General features: G+C 69.8%; 14 protein-coding genes. 10 read left to right on the plus strand and 4 right to left on the minus strand.

Annotation, left to right across the window (positions count from 1 at the left end):
- Nucleotides 1–4 precede the first annotated feature (4 nt).
- Together ACWER9_RS20165 and ACWER9_RS20170 are read right to left on the minus strand one after the other, a co-directional pair.
- Entirely contained in the window at nt 5–1024 is a 1020-nt protein-coding gene (locus ACWER9_RS20165) for a TAXI family TRAP transporter solute-binding subunit (protein WP_452303277.1), read from the minus strand.
- Nucleotides 1021–3264, minus strand: a complete 2244-nt coding sequence (locus tag ACWER9_RS20170) for a TRAP transporter permease (RefSeq protein ID WP_452303278.1) — start codon at nt 3262–3264, stop codon at nt 1021–1023. The genes ACWER9_RS20165 and ACWER9_RS20170 overlap by 4 nt, the downstream gene beginning before the upstream one ends.
- A gap of 346 nt (nt 3265–3610) precedes the next feature.
- Here ACWER9_RS20170 and ACWER9_RS20175 point away from each other — a divergent pair, with 346 nt between their 5' ends.
- Complete coding sequence (locus ACWER9_RS20175; RefSeq protein WP_452303279.1) at nt 3611–4150, plus strand: hypothetical protein; 540 nt, start codon at nt 3611–3613, stop codon at nt 4148–4150.
- Nucleotides 4151–4170: 20 nt separating this feature from the next.
- Here ACWER9_RS20175 and ACWER9_RS20180 read toward each other — a convergent pair whose 3' ends face one another.
- Entirely contained in the window at nt 4171–4407 is a 237-nt protein-coding gene (locus tag ACWER9_RS20180; protein WP_452303280.1) for a flavin reductase, read from the minus strand.
- Nucleotides 4408–4676: 269 nt separating this feature from the next.
- On the opposite strand from ACWER9_RS20180, the gene ACWER9_RS20185 reads away from it, so the two are divergent.
- From ACWER9_RS20185 to ACWER9_RS20195, 3 genes are all read left to right on the plus strand, one after another.
- Nucleotides 4677–5465, plus strand: coding sequence for a helix-turn-helix domain-containing protein (locus ACWER9_RS20185; RefSeq protein ID WP_452303281.1), 789 nt, complete (start codon nt 4677–4679; stop codon nt 5463–5465).
- Nucleotides 5456–5647: a DUF397 domain-containing protein gene (locus ACWER9_RS20190; RefSeq protein ID WP_452303282.1), complete on the plus strand. Its 192-nt coding sequence runs from the start codon at nt 5456–5458 to the stop codon at nt 5645–5647. The genes ACWER9_RS20185 and ACWER9_RS20190 overlap by 10 nt, the downstream gene beginning before the upstream one ends.
- A 190-nt stretch (nt 5648–5837) precedes the next feature.
- Nucleotides 5838–6866, plus strand: coding sequence for a YihY/virulence factor BrkB family protein (locus tag ACWER9_RS20195; protein ID WP_452303283.1), 1029 nt, complete (start codon nt 5838–5840; stop codon nt 6864–6866).
- A 74-nt stretch (nt 6867–6940) separates the two neighbouring features.
- Here the strand turns inward: ACWER9_RS20195 and ACWER9_RS20200 are convergent, their stop codons facing one another.
- Entirely contained in the window at nt 6941–7414 is a 474-nt protein-coding gene (locus ACWER9_RS20200; protein WP_452303284.1) for a hypothetical protein, read from the minus strand.
- A gap of 542 nt (nt 7415–7956) precedes the next feature.
- Between ACWER9_RS20200 and ACWER9_RS20205 the strand changes: the two genes are divergently transcribed.
- The 6 genes from ACWER9_RS20205 to ACWER9_RS20230 all read left to right on the plus strand — a co-directional run bounded on the left by ACWER9_RS20205 (nt 7957) and on the right by ACWER9_RS20230 (nt 14689).
- Nucleotides 7957–9135 (plus strand): ROK family protein, encoded by a 1179-nt coding sequence (locus ACWER9_RS20205; protein WP_452303285.1) that lies wholly within the window; start codon nt 7957–7959, stop codon nt 9133–9135.
- 313 nt (nt 9136–9448) lie between these two features.
- On the plus strand, nt 9449–10957 hold the full coding sequence (locus ACWER9_RS20210) for a sugar ABC transporter ATP-binding protein (RefSeq protein WP_452303318.1): 1509 nt from the start codon (nt 9449–9451) through the stop codon (nt 10955–10957).
- A complete protein-coding gene (locus ACWER9_RS20215) occupies nt 10954–12081 on the plus strand; it encodes an ABC transporter permease (protein ID WP_357357936.1) in 1128 nt (375 codons plus the stop codon). The genes ACWER9_RS20210 and ACWER9_RS20215 overlap by 4 nt, the downstream gene beginning before the upstream one ends.
- A 97-nt stretch (nt 12082–12178) precedes the next feature.
- The gene (locus ACWER9_RS20220) at nt 12179–13231 is read left to right on the plus strand and encodes a substrate-binding domain-containing protein (RefSeq protein ID WP_452303286.1); all 1053 of its coding nucleotides are present in this window, start codon (nt 12179–12181) and stop codon (nt 13229–13231) included.
- A gap of 54 nt (nt 13232–13285) precedes the next feature.
- The gene (locus ACWER9_RS20225; protein ID WP_452303319.1) at nt 13286–14461 is read left to right on the plus strand and encodes a Gfo/Idh/MocA family protein; all 1176 of its coding nucleotides are present in this window, start codon (nt 13286–13288) and stop codon (nt 14459–14461) included.
- 93 nt (nt 14462–14554) lie between these two features.
- Nucleotides 14555–14689: a hypothetical protein gene (locus ACWER9_RS20230; RefSeq protein WP_452303287.1), complete on the plus strand. Its 135-nt coding sequence runs from the start codon at nt 14555–14557 to the stop codon at nt 14687–14689.
- Nucleotides 14690–14695 lie beyond the last annotated feature (6 nt).

The following is a 14695-nucleotide window of genomic DNA, read 5'->3' on the forward strand; positions in this document are numbered from 1 at the left end:
CCGGTCAGTTCGCGTCGAGGTCCTGCAACGCCTTCTGGGCGCCGCGGTGCAGCGGCACCGGCAGGGTCCTGCGGGCCTTCTCCAGCGAGATCCCCTTGGCCGCCGGGTTGGCCTGGGCCAGGACGTCGCGCTTGTCGAACACGGTCCGGGTGATCGCGCAGGCGACGTTGGCGTCCAGGTCCTTGCGCACCAACAACACATTGGGTACGACGATGGTCGGGGTGTCGGTCGCCGTCTTGTACGCGTCCCGGCCGATCGTCCCGGCCTGGTAGCCGGGGCTCTGCGCGGTCATCTTCGGCAGCAATGGCGAGAGGTCGACGAACGTCACCGAGTCGCCGGCCGTGGTGAACAGGTCGGTGAGGCCCCCGGTGGGCAGACCACCGGACCAGAAGAAGCCGTCGACGCTGCCGTCCTTGATCCCCTCGACAGTCTTGGTGAGGTCCAGTCGCTGCGCCCGGATGTCCTTGGCCGGGTCGAGCCCGGCGGCCTCCAACAGCCGGTTGGCGATCACCTCGGTGCCGGACTTCGGCGAGCCGGTGGAGATCCGCTTGCCCCGCATGTCGGCCACCGAGGTGATCTGCGAGTCGTTGCGGACCACCACCTGGGTGTAGTTGTCGTAGATGCGGGCCAGCGCCTGCACCGGCTGCGGCGCGGTGAAGCTGCCCTTGCCCTCGACGGCGTTGACCGCCGTGTCGAACAGCGAGAACGCCACATCGTACTGGCCACCGACAAGTTGCTCGACGTTCTGCACCGAGGCGCCGGTCTCGGCGGCGGTGCCGGTGAGCTTGCCGCCGGTCGCACCGGACAACTGCCCGGCCAGGGCGTTGCCGACCACGTAGTACACGCCCGTCGCGTTGCCGGTGGCGATGCCGACCCGGGTCTCCCGGGTCACCTCGCAGGTGACCTCGCTGGCCGCGTCGTCAGTGGCCGCGCCGCCCTGCTGGCCTCCGCAACCCGCGGCGCTGACCGTGACGAGGGCGAGCACGCTCAGGCCCACCGCGAGCCGTACGTCGATTCGTCTCACAGTTGTTCCTCCACAGGATTGGCTGGTGATCCGGACGGTGGCCGGCCGGTGGATCCGCGTCGGACGAACACCCCCGCCGCCGCGACGGCGGCAAGCACCGCGCCGACCGTGACCGGCACGGGTTCGAGCCAGAGCAGGGTGACGCCGGCGAGGGCGCCCAGCACCCGCTCCGGGACGCCGACGGGACCCACACCTGGCAGCCAGCCACCGGCGGCGACGGCGAGCACCGCCACGCTGAGCGCGGTGACCACGGCCGCGAAGGCGATCCGCTGGACGCCACCGATGCCCAGCAGACCGAGCCCGGCCGGCGTGATGACGAACGCGATCGGCGTCAGGTACGCCGGCAGCGCGTACCGCAGGGTCTGCCACATGGTGGGCACCAGCCGGCCGCCGGTGACCGCGGCGGCGGCCACCGCGGCGAGCGCTGTCGGCGGGGACACCTCGGACAGCACCGCGAAGTAGAAGACGAACATCGCCGCCGCCGGTGCCGTGACGCCCAGGTCGAGCAGGGCCGGCCCGACGATCACCCAACCGATCACGAACGACGCGGTGACCGGCACGGCCAGGCCCAGCAGGCTGAGCGCGACGGCGGCGAGCAGCGCGGTGAGCACCAGCACCAGCGTCGGGTCCGAGGTGGCCGCCTGCGCCCCGCCGATCAGCAGTGCCGCCGCCTGCGGCCCGAGGCCGGTCTTGGTGGTGGTCGCCGTGATGATGCCGGCGGCGGCGCAGACCGCGGTGACGGCGAGGACGCCGCGTACGCCGGTGACCAACGCGGTCACCAGCCGGCCCGGGGTGAGTCGGTGCGCGCGGTCCAGGTAGGAGAGCACGGCGGCGACGACGATTGCGAACACGACAGCGCGCGTCGCGGACACACCGATGGCGAGGAAGACGATGATGGCGATCAGCGAGGCGAAGTGGTAGCCGAACCGGGCCAGCAGACGCCAGGGCGAGTCGACGTCGATCACCACGGGGCGTACCCCGCAACGGCGGGCGTCGATCTCCACGGCGAGCAGGATGCCGAGGTAGTAGAGCACCGTCGGCACCGTCGCCCAGCCCAGCACCTGGAGGTACGAGACGCCCAGGTACTCGGCGATGATGAACGCCGCCGCGCCCAGGGTGGGTGGGGAGAGGATCGCGCCCACCCCGGCCGCGGCCAGCATGCCGCCGGCCCGCTCCGGCGGGTAGCCGGCGCGGCGCAGCAGTGGCCAGGTGACCGCGCCGATGCTCACCGTCGTTGCCGCGCCGGAGCCGGAGACGGTGCCGAGCAGGAAGCCGGAGGCCACCGCCGTCCGCCCGGCGGCGGTACGCGAGCGCCGGAACGCCGCAGCCGACAACTCGACGAAGAAGCGCCCGGCCCCGGACAACTCCAGCACCGCGCCGTAGATGGTGAACAGCACGATGTACGAGGCGGCCACGTCGAGTGGTGTGCCGTAGAAGCCGCTGTCGGAGTTGTAGAACGCGTCGACGAGTTGACTGAAGTCGAGCCCGGCGTGCGCGACCGGCCAGGACTGGGGCAACAGCCCGCCGTAGTAGCCGTAGCCGAGGAACAGCAGGCAGACCGCCGGCAGGATCCACCCGGTGGTACGCCGGCACGCTTCGAGCAGCAGGAGCAGCAGGACGGTGCCCAGCACCAGATCCGTCGGTGTCAGCAGGCCCTGCCGGTCGAGGAACGCGTTGTAGCCGCCGCCACCGCTGCCGACCCGGATCGGCAGGACAGGGTAGAGACAGGCCGCGACCGTCAGGGCGACCAGAACCCAGTCGGTGGCGGTGGGTCGCGTCGACGCCGGTGCCCGGGTGCTCCTGCTGCCGCCTGCGGTGTTGTTGGCGCTTCCGCCTCGTCGGCGGGGGTGCAGGCGGACCGGCAGCCGCAGGTTGGCCGGGTAGGCGAGGAACACCAGCGGAAGTACGCCGGTCAGGAAGATGATCAGGTAATACTTGCTGCCCTGCGACAGGGGACGGAACACCTGCCACAGGGCGAGAGCACCGACCGCCAACGCCGCCGTGGTGAGAAGCAGACCCGCCGGCCCGGAGAGCACCCGCCCCGGCTTCTCGTCCTCGAACTGGGCGGCCAGGTCACGGGTTGCCCGCTCGGCGACGCTCGGGTCGCTCGGCTCCGCCGGCTCGGCTTCCCGTCGCGGTCGGGGTGGCCCGCCGTCAGGGCTCGCTGCGGACCCGTCGGCGGGAAAGTTGGCTGGTCGGACAGGTGACGGCGAACCATCGGGCGAGCTGATGGGCGACACAAAAGGACGATACACGTCGATTGGCTGACGGGTGGGGCATTGATCGGCGTTTCGCGTCGGTGGGTGCGGACACCGGGTGAGGCGGTCGGGCTCCTCGGGCCCAACCGCCGAGCTGCTCGACTTCGTCCAGCTCACCGAGCGGGCCGCGGCCTGGAGGACGTCCTCCCGCACCTGACCGGTCGCACCCTTGTCGACTGGACGCTCCGGAAGATCGTTGGCAGCTCAGCGACACCGTCAACGGCGTGTCCCACCGCCCAGTTGCCAACGATCACCGCTCGACTGCCTCTGATCATGGGCGTAGCATCGCCCAGCCGAAACCGAGTCGGCCTTCGACCACGGGGGTTTCATGTCTGATCTGGTGACCGTCAACCGACGTCAGGCCGGGCTTACCGCTCTCTACCTGGGTGTCTTCGCGATGGTCTGGTTCAGTGTGCCGGCGGCGGAGCAGCCGCTGCGGGCTCTGCTCGTGGTGGGCAGCCTGGTCGCGCTGCTCACCGCCGCGCTGGGCGGTGTGCTGTCCGCCCGACTGCGGGGAGCCGGCAGCTCTCGGGACCGGACCGCCGACCGCCCGTACCTGCTCATCGTCCTGGCCGAGTTCGCCGCCGCCGGGCTCGGTGCCGCCGTGCTGGTGGCCGCCGGCTGGTCCGAGTACGTTCCGGTCCTGGTCTGCCTGGTGGTCGGTCTGCACTTCTTCCCGCTCGCCCCGCTCCTGCGGGATCCACTGCTTCGTCCGCTCGGCGGCGCGCTGTGCCTGGTGGCGGTGGCGGGCCTCGTCACCGGCCTCGCCTCGGCGGTCTCGGCTGGGCTGGTGGTCGGCGTCGGCGCGGGAGTGCTGCTGCTCGGTTACGCCGTACAGGCGCTGCTCCGCGCGTACCGACCGGCCTGAGCGGTTGCCGACGAGCACGCTCAACGGGCTCTGGCCCAGGTGATGAACCGGTCGGTCAACCGGTCCTGACCGGCCTGGCCGGGGAGGTCCCCGGTCGCCTCGTACAGCAACGCGGCGAGGTAGACGAGCAGGCCGATCCGGTCCTCCCGGTACTCGCCCAGCAGCGCCAGCCGGGCCGGTGAGCAGGGCCACGCCGCGCCGCAGACCCGGCAGCGCCAGGACGGGCGTGCCGCGACGTGCGGGCGGTACCGGGGCATCAGCGCCCCTCGCCGTGCTGAGCCGACCAGGTGAGTCGCACGGGGGAGAACCTCCATCGGGTGGGTGGGGAGCGCCCCGGATCGGGGGTCACGGGGCGCTCCCGGCCTGGTTCCGCCCTCCGTCCGATCCCGTGAGCGGTTCCGCTGCGTGACAGTCTGCTGAGGACCCGACTACTGTGGGAGATTCCGCACGCCGACGACCAGGGCGTACGGTGATCGGCCCGGCACGGTACGGGAATGTACGGGGGTTGTCCGTGGAGAGTTCGTCCATGCTGGAGCACTTCGCCGAGGAGTTGCGGTTGGCGCGGGCCACCAGTGGGATGTCACAGGCGGCGCTGGCCGAGGCGTTGAGCTACTCCGGGGCGTTGGTCGCCAAGGTGGAGACATCCGAGCGCCGGCCGAGTCTGGACTTCGCCCGCCGGTGTGACGCGGTGTTCGGGGCCGACGGTCGCTTCGAGCGCATCCAGCGGCGGATCAGCCGTGAGGCGGTGGTGCCGTGGTTCCGCGACTGGGCCGGCATCGAGCAGGAGACCACAGCGCTGCGCTCGTTCGAGCCGCTGTGTGTGCCGGGCCTTCTGCAAACCGAGGGGTACGCCCGCGCACTACTGGCCGGCGGCGGCTTGTTCGCGGCAGACGAGGTCGAGCAGCAGGTGGCAACCCGGCTGGACCGCCAGAGACTGCTCACCCGAGACCGGCCTCCGCTGCTGACTGCCGTGATCGACGAGCACGTGCTGCGCCGATCTGTCGGTGGGCCGGAAGTCATGCGCGAGCAGATTCAGCACCTCGTGAAGCTTGGCACGGCGTTCCCGAGGGTCCGGATCCAGGTAGTGCCGACTCCCGCCGGTGCTTACGCTGGCCTCGGAGGGCCGTTCGTGATCGCAAGCTCGTCGCAGGGGGAGGACCTTGTCTACCTCGCTGGGCAGCGTCACGGGCAGGTCATCGACCGCGCCGAGTACGTCCGTCAGATGGTCGAGGTGTGGGAGTCGATCCGCGGTGAGGCACTATCGCACGGGCAATCCCTCGATCTCATGGCGGAAGTGGCGGAGACATGGATCTAACCGGTGCCCGGTGGCGCAAGAGCATTCGTAGCGGCCCCGATGGCGGCAACTGTGTGGAGGTTGCCAGCAACCTGCCTGGGTTGGTGGCCGTCCGTGACTCCAAGGACCCGACCGGCCCGGTGCTGGTCTTTGCGCCCGGCACGTGGCGCGCGTTCGTCGAGTCCGACGCCGTCGGCCGGTAACCAGCGGCCCCACCGTCCAGATCAACTCGGCTTTCAGGAAGTCGGGGCATCGGGGCGACTCCGACACCGCGACTTTCTCAGAATCGAGTCGATCAAGGCCGGATGGCGAGGTCGCTCTCCAGCTAGGGGTTATGCGCGCCTGTCGACGGGGCATGTCGGGGGGTGACACCACCGACGATGAGGAGGGGCGATGGCCTCGAACGAGTCTTCCGCCCAGCGGGAGCAGGAGCGTGATCCCGTCAGTGCGCCGGTCGGGCCCGACGCGGGGCCGGACAGCCCCACCGACCTGCCCGGCAGTGGGTGGAAGGCTGCCTTCCGTCGGACGGTCACCGAATTCCAGGACGACAGCCTGACCGACTGGGCGGCGGCGCTCACCTACTACGGGGTGCTGTCCATCTTCCCCGGCGTGCTGGTGCTGATCTCCCTGCTCGGTCTGCTCGGTGAGAGCGCCACCGAGGGCGTCAAGGACACCGTCAACCAGGCGGTGCCGAACGACAGCATCCAGAAGATCATCGAGAGCGCGATCAACACCGCCCAGCAGAACGGCGGCCTGGCCAGCGTCGCGGCGATCATCGGTCTGTTGGCCGCGTTCTGGTCCGCGTCCGGCTACGTCGGCGCGTTCATGCGCGCGTCCAACACCATCTACGACGTGCCGGAGGGTCGGCCGATCTGGAAGACCCTGCCGATCCGGGCCGGTGTGACAGCGGTGATCGGCGTGCTGCTGCTGGTCTGCGCGGTGATCGTGGTCTTCACCGGCCGCCTCGCCGAGGCGGTGGGCGACGTGATCGGGCTCGGCTCGACGGCGGTCGCGGTGTGGGACGTCGCCAAGTGGCCGGTGCTGCTCATCCTGGTCAGCCTGATGTTCGCGATCCTCTACTGGGCTTCGCCGAACGCGCGGCACGGTGGCTTCCGCTGGGTCAGCCCCGGCGGAGTGCTGGCCGTGGTGATCTGGCTGGTGATCTCCGGCCTGTTCGCCTTCTACGTGAGCAACTTCGGCTCGTACGACAAGACGTACGGGACGTTGGCCGGCGTGATCATCTTCCTGGTCTGGCTGTGGCTGAGCAACATCGCGATCCTGCTCGGGGCGGAGTTCGACGCGGAGTTGGAGCGCGGTCGTGCGATCTCGGCCGGCCACCCGGCGGACGACGAGCCGTACGTCGAGCTTCGCGACGACCGCAAGCTCAAGAAGAAGCGCAACCAGCGCGGTTCGGTCAACTGACGCGATGCGTCCGTGGCTGCCGGGAGCCGTGCCGGGTCCGGCAGCCACGGACGACCATTGTCAGGAGCTGGCCGTCAGCTACAGGCTGAGGTGAGGCACCAGCCGTTGAGCGTAACTACTTGGAGGTCGTTCACCTTGTGCCAACCGGGGTAATATTTGTTACCCACACTGTCGTAGTAAATGTAGCCACTGGGCACCTGGAAACCGTCGGTGTCCCGGAAGTCGTAGTAGTACCTCGAATCGGAGGCGCTGCCCTGGCCGGCCGGCAGCCACATGGTCTTGCTGTTGGTGGGCCAGTTGCCCGAGAGCTTGACGGATCGGCCGAGCCGGTTCTTCACCTCACCGCAGAAAATGCCGGCGGTGCAGTTTCCGAGAGTGCCAAAGTCGCCCTCGGCAGCGCTGGAGGCAGCCTGCCGGACGGGCGCTGCAGCCGCAACGCCGAGGTCAGAGCTGCTCGAAGACGGTGCCGCCTGGGCTGCCGATGGTGAGAACAGCGCGACGAACGCTACTGCGGACACGGCCGCGATAAAGCGCGTCGGTCGTTTCATTGGGGTCCTTCCCGTCGGGGTGTTCGGGCACGACAGAACGGAAGGCCATCGCGATTGGAGAATTGCGGTGCGCGACTCGCCCCGTGGCTGTCGATGCCCCGGAACGTTAACGACCGTGTAGACGACTGTCAACGTCCCTTCCAATTGTGGCGACGGTGGAGTCGACGATTAGGTGTGTCGCGGTCGCCCGCCCCGGTGGCGTCGTCGCTGCTCAATGGGGATCGATATCCATCGACGCCATAGGTGGTGGACGGTGACGTCGCCCGCCCCTCGGGTGCGGGTGGAGGCGACGTCGTCGCAGCGACTCTCGGGGCGGGCTCGGCCGCCGCCTCCCCTGGCGGGTGGGTGCCGCTGCGGCGACCGGGCACAGCGAAACCGATCCATCCCGTCGCAAGCGCGACCGAAACTTCTGTCCGTTTGAGCAAAAGTTAGCGTCGGAACAGCCGAAGCTCTGGACAGGTGCTGCGACCGCTCCTACTGTGTCGGACACAACACATCGGCGTTGCGTCGATGTGAACGCTGACACAGAAGAGGGGGCCCGGGTGCGCACCGTCGACCCCCTGCACGTGCGCCTGTTGCGGCTGCTCCGCGACGAGGGCGCCGTGTCCCGGGCCGAGCTGGGCGACCGACTCCAGATGCCGCGCCCCCGCATGCTCGCCGAGCTGGACCGCCTGGTCGCGCTGGGGTATGTCGCCGAGGCGGGGCTCGCCGCGTCCCGAGGTGGACGTCGCTCGACGCTCGTCGAGCTGAACCCGAAGCTGCGCTTCGCCGCCGTCGACCTCGGCGCCAGCTCGATGGATGTCGAGGTGGTCAACGGCCGCCTCGAACCAGTGGCCCACTACGCCGAGACGGCCGACATCCGCAACGGTCCGAAGGTGACCCTGCAACGGGTCAACGAGCTGCTGCACAAGGCCCGGGTCGACGGCGCGTACGAGCGACTGGACGCGGTCGGCATCGGCGTACCCGGCCCGGTCAGCTTCCGCGACGGCGTTCCCGTCTCACCACCGATCATGCCGGGCTGGGACCGGTTCCCGGTGCGTGAACTGCTCAGCCGGGAGCACGGCTGCCCGGCGGTGGTCGACAACGACGTCAACATCATGGCGATCGGCGAGCGGCACGGTGGGGTCGCCCACTCGGTGGACGACTTCCTCTTCGTGAAGATCGGCACCGGCATCGGCTGCGGCATCTACCTGACCGGCGAGGTCTACCGGGGCACCGACGGCTGCGCCGGCGACATCGGCCACATCCAGGTCGACTCGCACGGTCCGATGTGTTCCTGCGGCAACGTCGGCTGCCTGGAGGCGCTGTTCAGCGGTGCCGCGCTGGCCAAGGACGCGGCCGCCGCCGCCCGCAGCGGCACGTCGCCGGCGCTTGCCGAGCGGCTGTCCCTGCGCGGTGTGGTGACAGCTCTCGACGTCGCCGAGGGCGCTGTCGAGGGCGACGTGACCTGCATCCAGTTGATCCGGGACGGCGGACGGCGGGTCGGCGGGGTGCTCGCCGGCCTGGTCAGCTTCACCAACCCGTCGATGATCGTGATAGGCGGCGGGTTGGCCCAGCTGGGTCACATCCTGCTCGCCGAGATCCGCAGTGTGGTCTACCGCCGGTCACTGCCGCTGGCCACCGGCAACCTCCCCGTCGTCCTGTCCGAGCTGGGCGGTCGAGCCGGTGTCACCGGCGCGGCGGTGCTCGCGAGCGACGTCGCCTTCGGGGAAGCGTCGTGAGCGCGAGGAGTGAGCCGGGTTTGCGAGCCCCGCAGTCGCGAACAAAGGCCAGCGTCGTGAGCGCGAGGAGTGAGCCGGGTTTGCGAGCCCCGCAGTCGCGAACAAAGGCCAGCGTCGTGAGCGCGAGGAGTGAGCCGGGTTTGCGAGCCCCGCAGTCGCGAACAAAGGCCAGCACCGTGAAGCTGTTCGAGGTTCCGTCGTGAGCGAGGAGGAGACTGTGGCTCTGCCCGAGGATGACCCCGCCACCGCGTCGGCCGAGGCCGTCGCCGAGGCGCCGCTGGTCGAGGCTCCCGCCGACACCGTCGCGGGCGAGGTGGTCCTGCGCCTCACCGATCTGGTGAAGACCTTCCCCGGCGTACGTGCGCTCGACGGCGTGCAGCTTGAGGTGCGTGCCGGCGAGGTGCACTGCCTGCTCGGGCAGAACGGCGCTGGCAAGTCCACCCTCATCAAGGTGCTCGCCGGGGTGCACCAACCGGACTCCGGGCTCGTGGAGTGGCGCGGCGAGCCGGCCACGTTCGCCAACCCGCAGGCCGCGATGAAGGCCGGCATCGCCACGATCTACCAGGAGCTCGACCTCGTCGAGGACCTGTCGGTGGCGGAGAACGCGTTCCTCGGGCACGAGTACCGCAACTTCGGGTTCGTTCGGCGTGGCCGGATGGCCCGGCACACCCGGCAGATCCTCAGTCGGCTCGGCCACGGTGAGATTCCGCCGGGCCGGATGGTCCGGTCGCTGCCGGCTGCCGGCAAGCAGATCGTCAGCATGGCCCGGGCGCTGTCGCACGAGGCGCGACTGATCATCATGGACGAGCCGAGCGCGGTGCTGGCGCACGACGAGGTCGGCAACCTGTTCCGGATCATCCGCGAGCTGACCGCGCAGGGCATCGCCGTCATCTACATCTCCCACCGCATGGAGGAGATCCGCGAGATCGGCGACCGGGTCACCGTACTCAAGGACGGCCGGACCACGGCGGCGAACCTGCCGGCGCGCGACACCCCGACCCGCGACCTGGTGAGCCGGATGACCGGCCGCACCATCGAGTACGTCTTCCCGGACCGGCCGACCGACGACTCCACCGGAGCCGACCTGCTCCAGGTGGAGGGGTTGACCCGCACCGGCGAGTTCGCCGACGTCTCGCTGAGCGTGCGTGCCGGGGAGATCGTGGGCATCGCGGGCCTGGTCGGCTCCGGTCGCTCCGAACTGCTGGAGACGATCTACGGTGCCCGTCTCGCGGAGGCCGGCACGGTGCAGATGGACGGCAAGGTGCTGCGTCCCGGCGTCGGCGCGGCGGTTCGCGCCGGCATGGGGATGGCCCCGGAGGAGCGCAAGAGCCAGGCGCTGCTGCTCGGTGAGCCGATCTATCGCAACGTCACGCTCGCCACCTTCGGTCGGTACGCGCGCCTGGGCTTCACCAACGCCGCCAAGGAGCGCGCCGAGGCGGACCGGATCGCCGAGACCCTGGAGCTGCGGCCCCGGGACGTCGACCGGCCGGTACGCACGCTGTCCGGCGGCAACCAGCAGAAGGTGGTGGTCGGGCGTTGGCTGCTCGGCGGCACCAAGCTGCTGCTTCTCGACGAGCCGACCCGGGGCGTGGACGTGGGCGCCCGGGCCGAGCTCTACCAGGTCATCCGGGCATTGGCCGCTCAGGGCGTGGGGGTGCTGCTGGTCTCCAGCGAGGTGCCCGAGGTCCTGGGTCTGGCCGACCGGGTGCTGGTGATGCGGGAAGGGCGGGTCGTCCGCGAAGCCGCGGCCGGCGAACTCGACGAGAACACTGTGCTTGACCTCGTGATGGCGGGGTCCTTGATGGAAGGCGCACCGGCATGAGCGACGCGACTCCCACTCCCACCGCGACACCGGAGCGCCCGCAGCTTCCGGCGCAGTCGCCGCCGGTGGATCCGGCGGAGACGGCGGTGGCAAGCGATAAAGCAGCATCCACGGGCCGGCTCTCCTGGTGGCGGGGTGACGGTGGCGACGGCGCCAAGCGCAACCTCGGTCTGATCGGGGTGCTGGCCGCGCTCATCGTGGTCGGCGCGGTCACCAAGCCCGACCTGTACGGCGACCCGAACTGGGTCTGGAACAACGTCCTGGCCATCCTCCAGTTGGCCTCGGTGGTCGGCGTGGTCACGGTCGGGATGACCTTCGTGATCATCGGCGGTGGCATCGACCTGTCGGTCGGCGCGATCGTCGCGCTCGCCGGGGTCTGGTGCACCACTGTCGCCACCCAGAGCTACGGTGCCGGCGGCATGATCTTCACCGCCCTCGCGGTCGGTGTCTGCGTCGGCCTCGTCAACGGTGTGCTCATCTCGTACGGCCGGCTGGTCCCCTTCATCGCGACGCTCGCGATGCTCGTGGCCGCGCGAGGGCTCGCCGCCTCGATCTCCAACAAGCAGACCCAGGTGTCGAGCAGCACCTTCATCAACGACATCGCGGCGCGCAAGGTGATCGGGATCCCGATCCTCGTCTACATCCTCGGCGCGGTCGTGCTCGCCGGTTGGGTCGTGCTCAACCGTACGACCTTCGGCCGGCGGACCATCGCCGTCGGCGGCAACCCGGAAGCGGCCCGGCTGGCCGGCATCAACGTCCGGCGGCACACCATGCTGCTCTACGCGCTCTCCGGTCTCTGCTGCGGTATCGCCGCGATCATGCTCACCTCGCAGGCGACCTCCGCGCAGGCGGCGATGGCCAACCTGTACGAGTTGGACGCCATCGCCGCGGCGATCATCGGTGGGACGCTGCTCAGCGGTGGTCGGGGCACGATCGTCGGTTCGCTGCTCGGCGTCATCATCTTCGCCACGATCACGAACCTCTTCGCCATCAACGGCCTCTCCATCGAGGCACAGAACATGGTCAAGGGCGGCATCATCGTCGCCGCCGTCCTGGTCCAGCAGTTCCAGTTCAAGTCCGTCACTCGGCTCCTCGCGCGGAACAGGGTCACCACCGCAACCTGACGCACCGCACCGTTGTCCTGGCGACGTCGAGCACGTCGACGCCGGCCGGGCCTCGCACACCCTCAATAAGTCACATCCCGCTCCCAGGAGGTCGTTCATGACCCAGAACAGTCGCGACCTGTCGCGCCGCCGGTTGCTCTTCGGTGGAGCCGCAGTGGGCGCTGCCACCCTGCTCACCGCCTGCACCAGCAACGAGACCCCGGCCGCCAGCACGCAGACCAAGGCTGCCGGGAACAGCGAAGGCAACAACGCCCCGGGCAAGAAGGTCGTCATCGGCTTCTCCGCCCCGGCCGCCGACCACGGCTGGATGGGCGCGATCCACGCCAACGCCAAGGCGCAGGCCGCCGCCTACTCGGACGTGGAGTTCAAGGAGGTCGACGGTGGGTCGAACTCCGAGGCCCAGCGCTCCACGCTCGGCACCCTGATCGCCCAGAAGCCGGACATCATCGTCGTGTTGCCGCACGACGGCAAGGAGGTCAACGCCGTTGCCCTCCAGGCCATGCAGGCCGGCATCCCGATCGTCAACCTGGACCGGGCCTTCCCCGACGCGCTCGCGTCGCGGCTGGTCATCAAGGGTGACAACTACGGCATGGGCGTCTCGGCGGGGCACTTCATCGGCAAGATGCTCAAGGACAAGGGCGTCGCCAACCCGGTCATCGGTGAGATCGCCGGTCTGGAGATCCCGCTGACCGTCGAGCGCAGCGAGGGCTTCAAGGCCGCCCTGGCGACCTACGGCTTCACGGTGCGGAACCGTCGCTCGGCCGAGTTCACCTCGGACAGCGGCCAGCGCGAGGCGTCCCAGCTGCTCCAGGCGCTGCCGAAGATCGACGCCATCTGGAACCACGACGACGACCAGGGCATCGGCGTGCTGGCCGCCGTCAAGCAGGCCAACCGCTCCGAGTTCTTCATGGTCGGCGGCGCGGGCTCCAAGCTCGCCATCGACGCGATCAAGGCCGACAACACCGTGCTGAAGGCCACGGTCACCTACAACCCGTCGATGGCCTCCTCGGCGGTCTCGCTCGCGCGGCTCATCGCGCAGGGCCGGGGCCTGGGCGACCTGACGGAGCTGCAGGTGCCCAAGGAAGTGACCCTGGCCTCCGAGACGATCACCAAGGAGAACGCGAGCAGCTACGACAAGCTCGGGTTCTGACATACCGGGGGGAGACCCACCTTGTCCACGACAGACAAAGAACTGCGGATCGGCATGGTCGGCTACGCGTTCATGGGCGCCGCGCACTCACAGGCGTGGCGCACCGTGAACCGCGTGTTCGACGTGCCGGCGCGGGCCCGGATGGCGCTGATCTGCGGCCGAGACACCGCGAAGGTGGCCGATGCCGCCGACACGCTCGGCTGGGACGCGTACACCACGGACTGGCGTGACCTGATCAACCGGGACGACATCGACGTCGTCGACATCTGCACCCCGGGCGATAGTCACGCCGAGATCGCTCTCGCCGCGTTGGCCGCAGGCAAGCACGTCCTGTGCGAGAAGCCGTTGGCCAACACGGTCGAGGAGGCACGGGCGATGACCGCCGCGGCGGACGTCGCCCGGGCCGCCGGAGTGCGGTCGATGTGCGGGTTCAACTACCGCCGGGTCCCCGCGGTCACGATGATGCGCCAGTTGGTCGCCGACGGACGGCTCGGGGTGATTCGACACGTCCGTGCGACGTACCTGCAGGACTGGATCGTGGACCCGCAGTTCCCGCTGGTCTGGCGGTTACAGAAGGACAGGGCGGGCTCCGGCGCGCTCGGTGACATCGGTGCGCACATCATCGACCTGACCCAGTTCGTCACGGGTCAGCGGATCAGCGGCGTCAGCGCGGTCACCGAGACCTTCGTCAAGGAGCGGCCGTTGCCGGCAGAGTCGAGCGGGCTGGCGGCTTCGGTGGACGGCAACACGGCGCCCACCGGACCGGTCACCGTCGACGACGCCGCGGTCTTCGTGGCGCGGCTCGACGGTGGCGCCCTGGCCACGTACGAGGCCAGCCGGTTTGCCACCGGGCGGAAGAACGGGCTGCGCGTCGAGATCAACGGTTCGCTGGGCAGCGTGGTCTTCGACCTCGAGCGCCTCAACGAGCTGGAGTTCTACGACGCCACCCGGCCGGCCGCCGAGCAGGGCTTCACCCGCATCCTGGTGACCGAGGGCGAGCACCCGTACATGTCGGCGTGGTGGCCCCCGGGCCACATCATCGGCTACGAGCACTCGTTCACGCACGAGATGCGCGACTTCATCGAGGCGGTCGCCACAGGTGTCGACCCGACTCCGTCCTTCGCCGACGCGTTGCAGGTCCAGCTGGTGCTGGACGCGGTGGCCCGTTCGGCGGAGCTCGGCTCCTCCTGGGCCGAGGTGGCACCGACGCTGACCGCGGCGGCTGTCTGACCGTGACCATCCGCGACGGTGGTGTCCGCACCGCCGTCGCCCGACCAGCTTTCCGACGCCGACCGGCGAGGGACCAGCCACGGATTGCGCCCCGTGGCCGGGACGAGGGTCGGCACCGGAGAGCGTGCGGCCGGGCCGTACGGCCCGGTGGCGCACGAGCAGGACGGTCGTCCGGTGCGACCGGACCGGGATTCCCCGGCCGCACCGGAGGACCGCCACCACCGGTGACGTTCC

The organism is Micromonospora sp. NPDC003944, from assembly GCF_053605225.1.

What these genes read in the sequence shown, in the direction of transcription:
- ACWER9_RS20225 (WP_452303319.1), top strand. Translation starts at nt 13,286, where the DNA reads ATGGTCGGCTACGCGTTCATGGGCGCCGCGCACTCACAGGCGTGGCGC.
- ACWER9_RS20175 (WP_452303279.1), top strand. Translation starts at nt 3,611, where the DNA reads ATGTCTGATCTGGTGACCGTCAACCGACGTCAGGCCGGGCTTACCGCT.
- ACWER9_RS20190 (WP_452303282.1), top strand. Translation starts at nt 5,456, where the DNA reads ATGGATCTAACCGGTGCCCGGTGGCGCAAGAGCATTCGTAGCGGCCCC.
- ACWER9_RS20215 (WP_357357936.1), top strand. Translation starts at nt 10,954, where the DNA reads ATGAGCGACGCGACTCCCACTCCCACCGCGACACCGGAGCGCCCGCAG.
- ACWER9_RS20180 (WP_452303280.1), bottom strand. Translation starts at nt 4,407, where the DNA reads ATGCCCCGGTACCGCCCGCACGTCGCGGCACGCCCGTCCTGGCGCTGC.
- ACWER9_RS20200 (WP_452303284.1), bottom strand. Translation starts at nt 7,414, where the DNA reads ATGAAACGACCGACGCGCTTTATCGCGGCCGTGTCCGCAGTAGCGTTC.
- ACWER9_RS20195 (WP_452303283.1), top strand. Translation starts at nt 5,838, where the DNA reads ATGGCCTCGAACGAGTCTTCCGCCCAGCGGGAGCAGGAGCGTGATCCC.
- ACWER9_RS20220 (WP_452303286.1), top strand. Translation starts at nt 12,179, where the DNA reads ATGACCCAGAACAGTCGCGACCTGTCGCGCCGCCGGTTGCTCTTCGGT.
- ACWER9_RS20185 (WP_452303281.1), top strand. Translation starts at nt 4,677, where the DNA reads ATGCTGGAGCACTTCGCCGAGGAGTTGCGGTTGGCGCGGGCCACCAGT.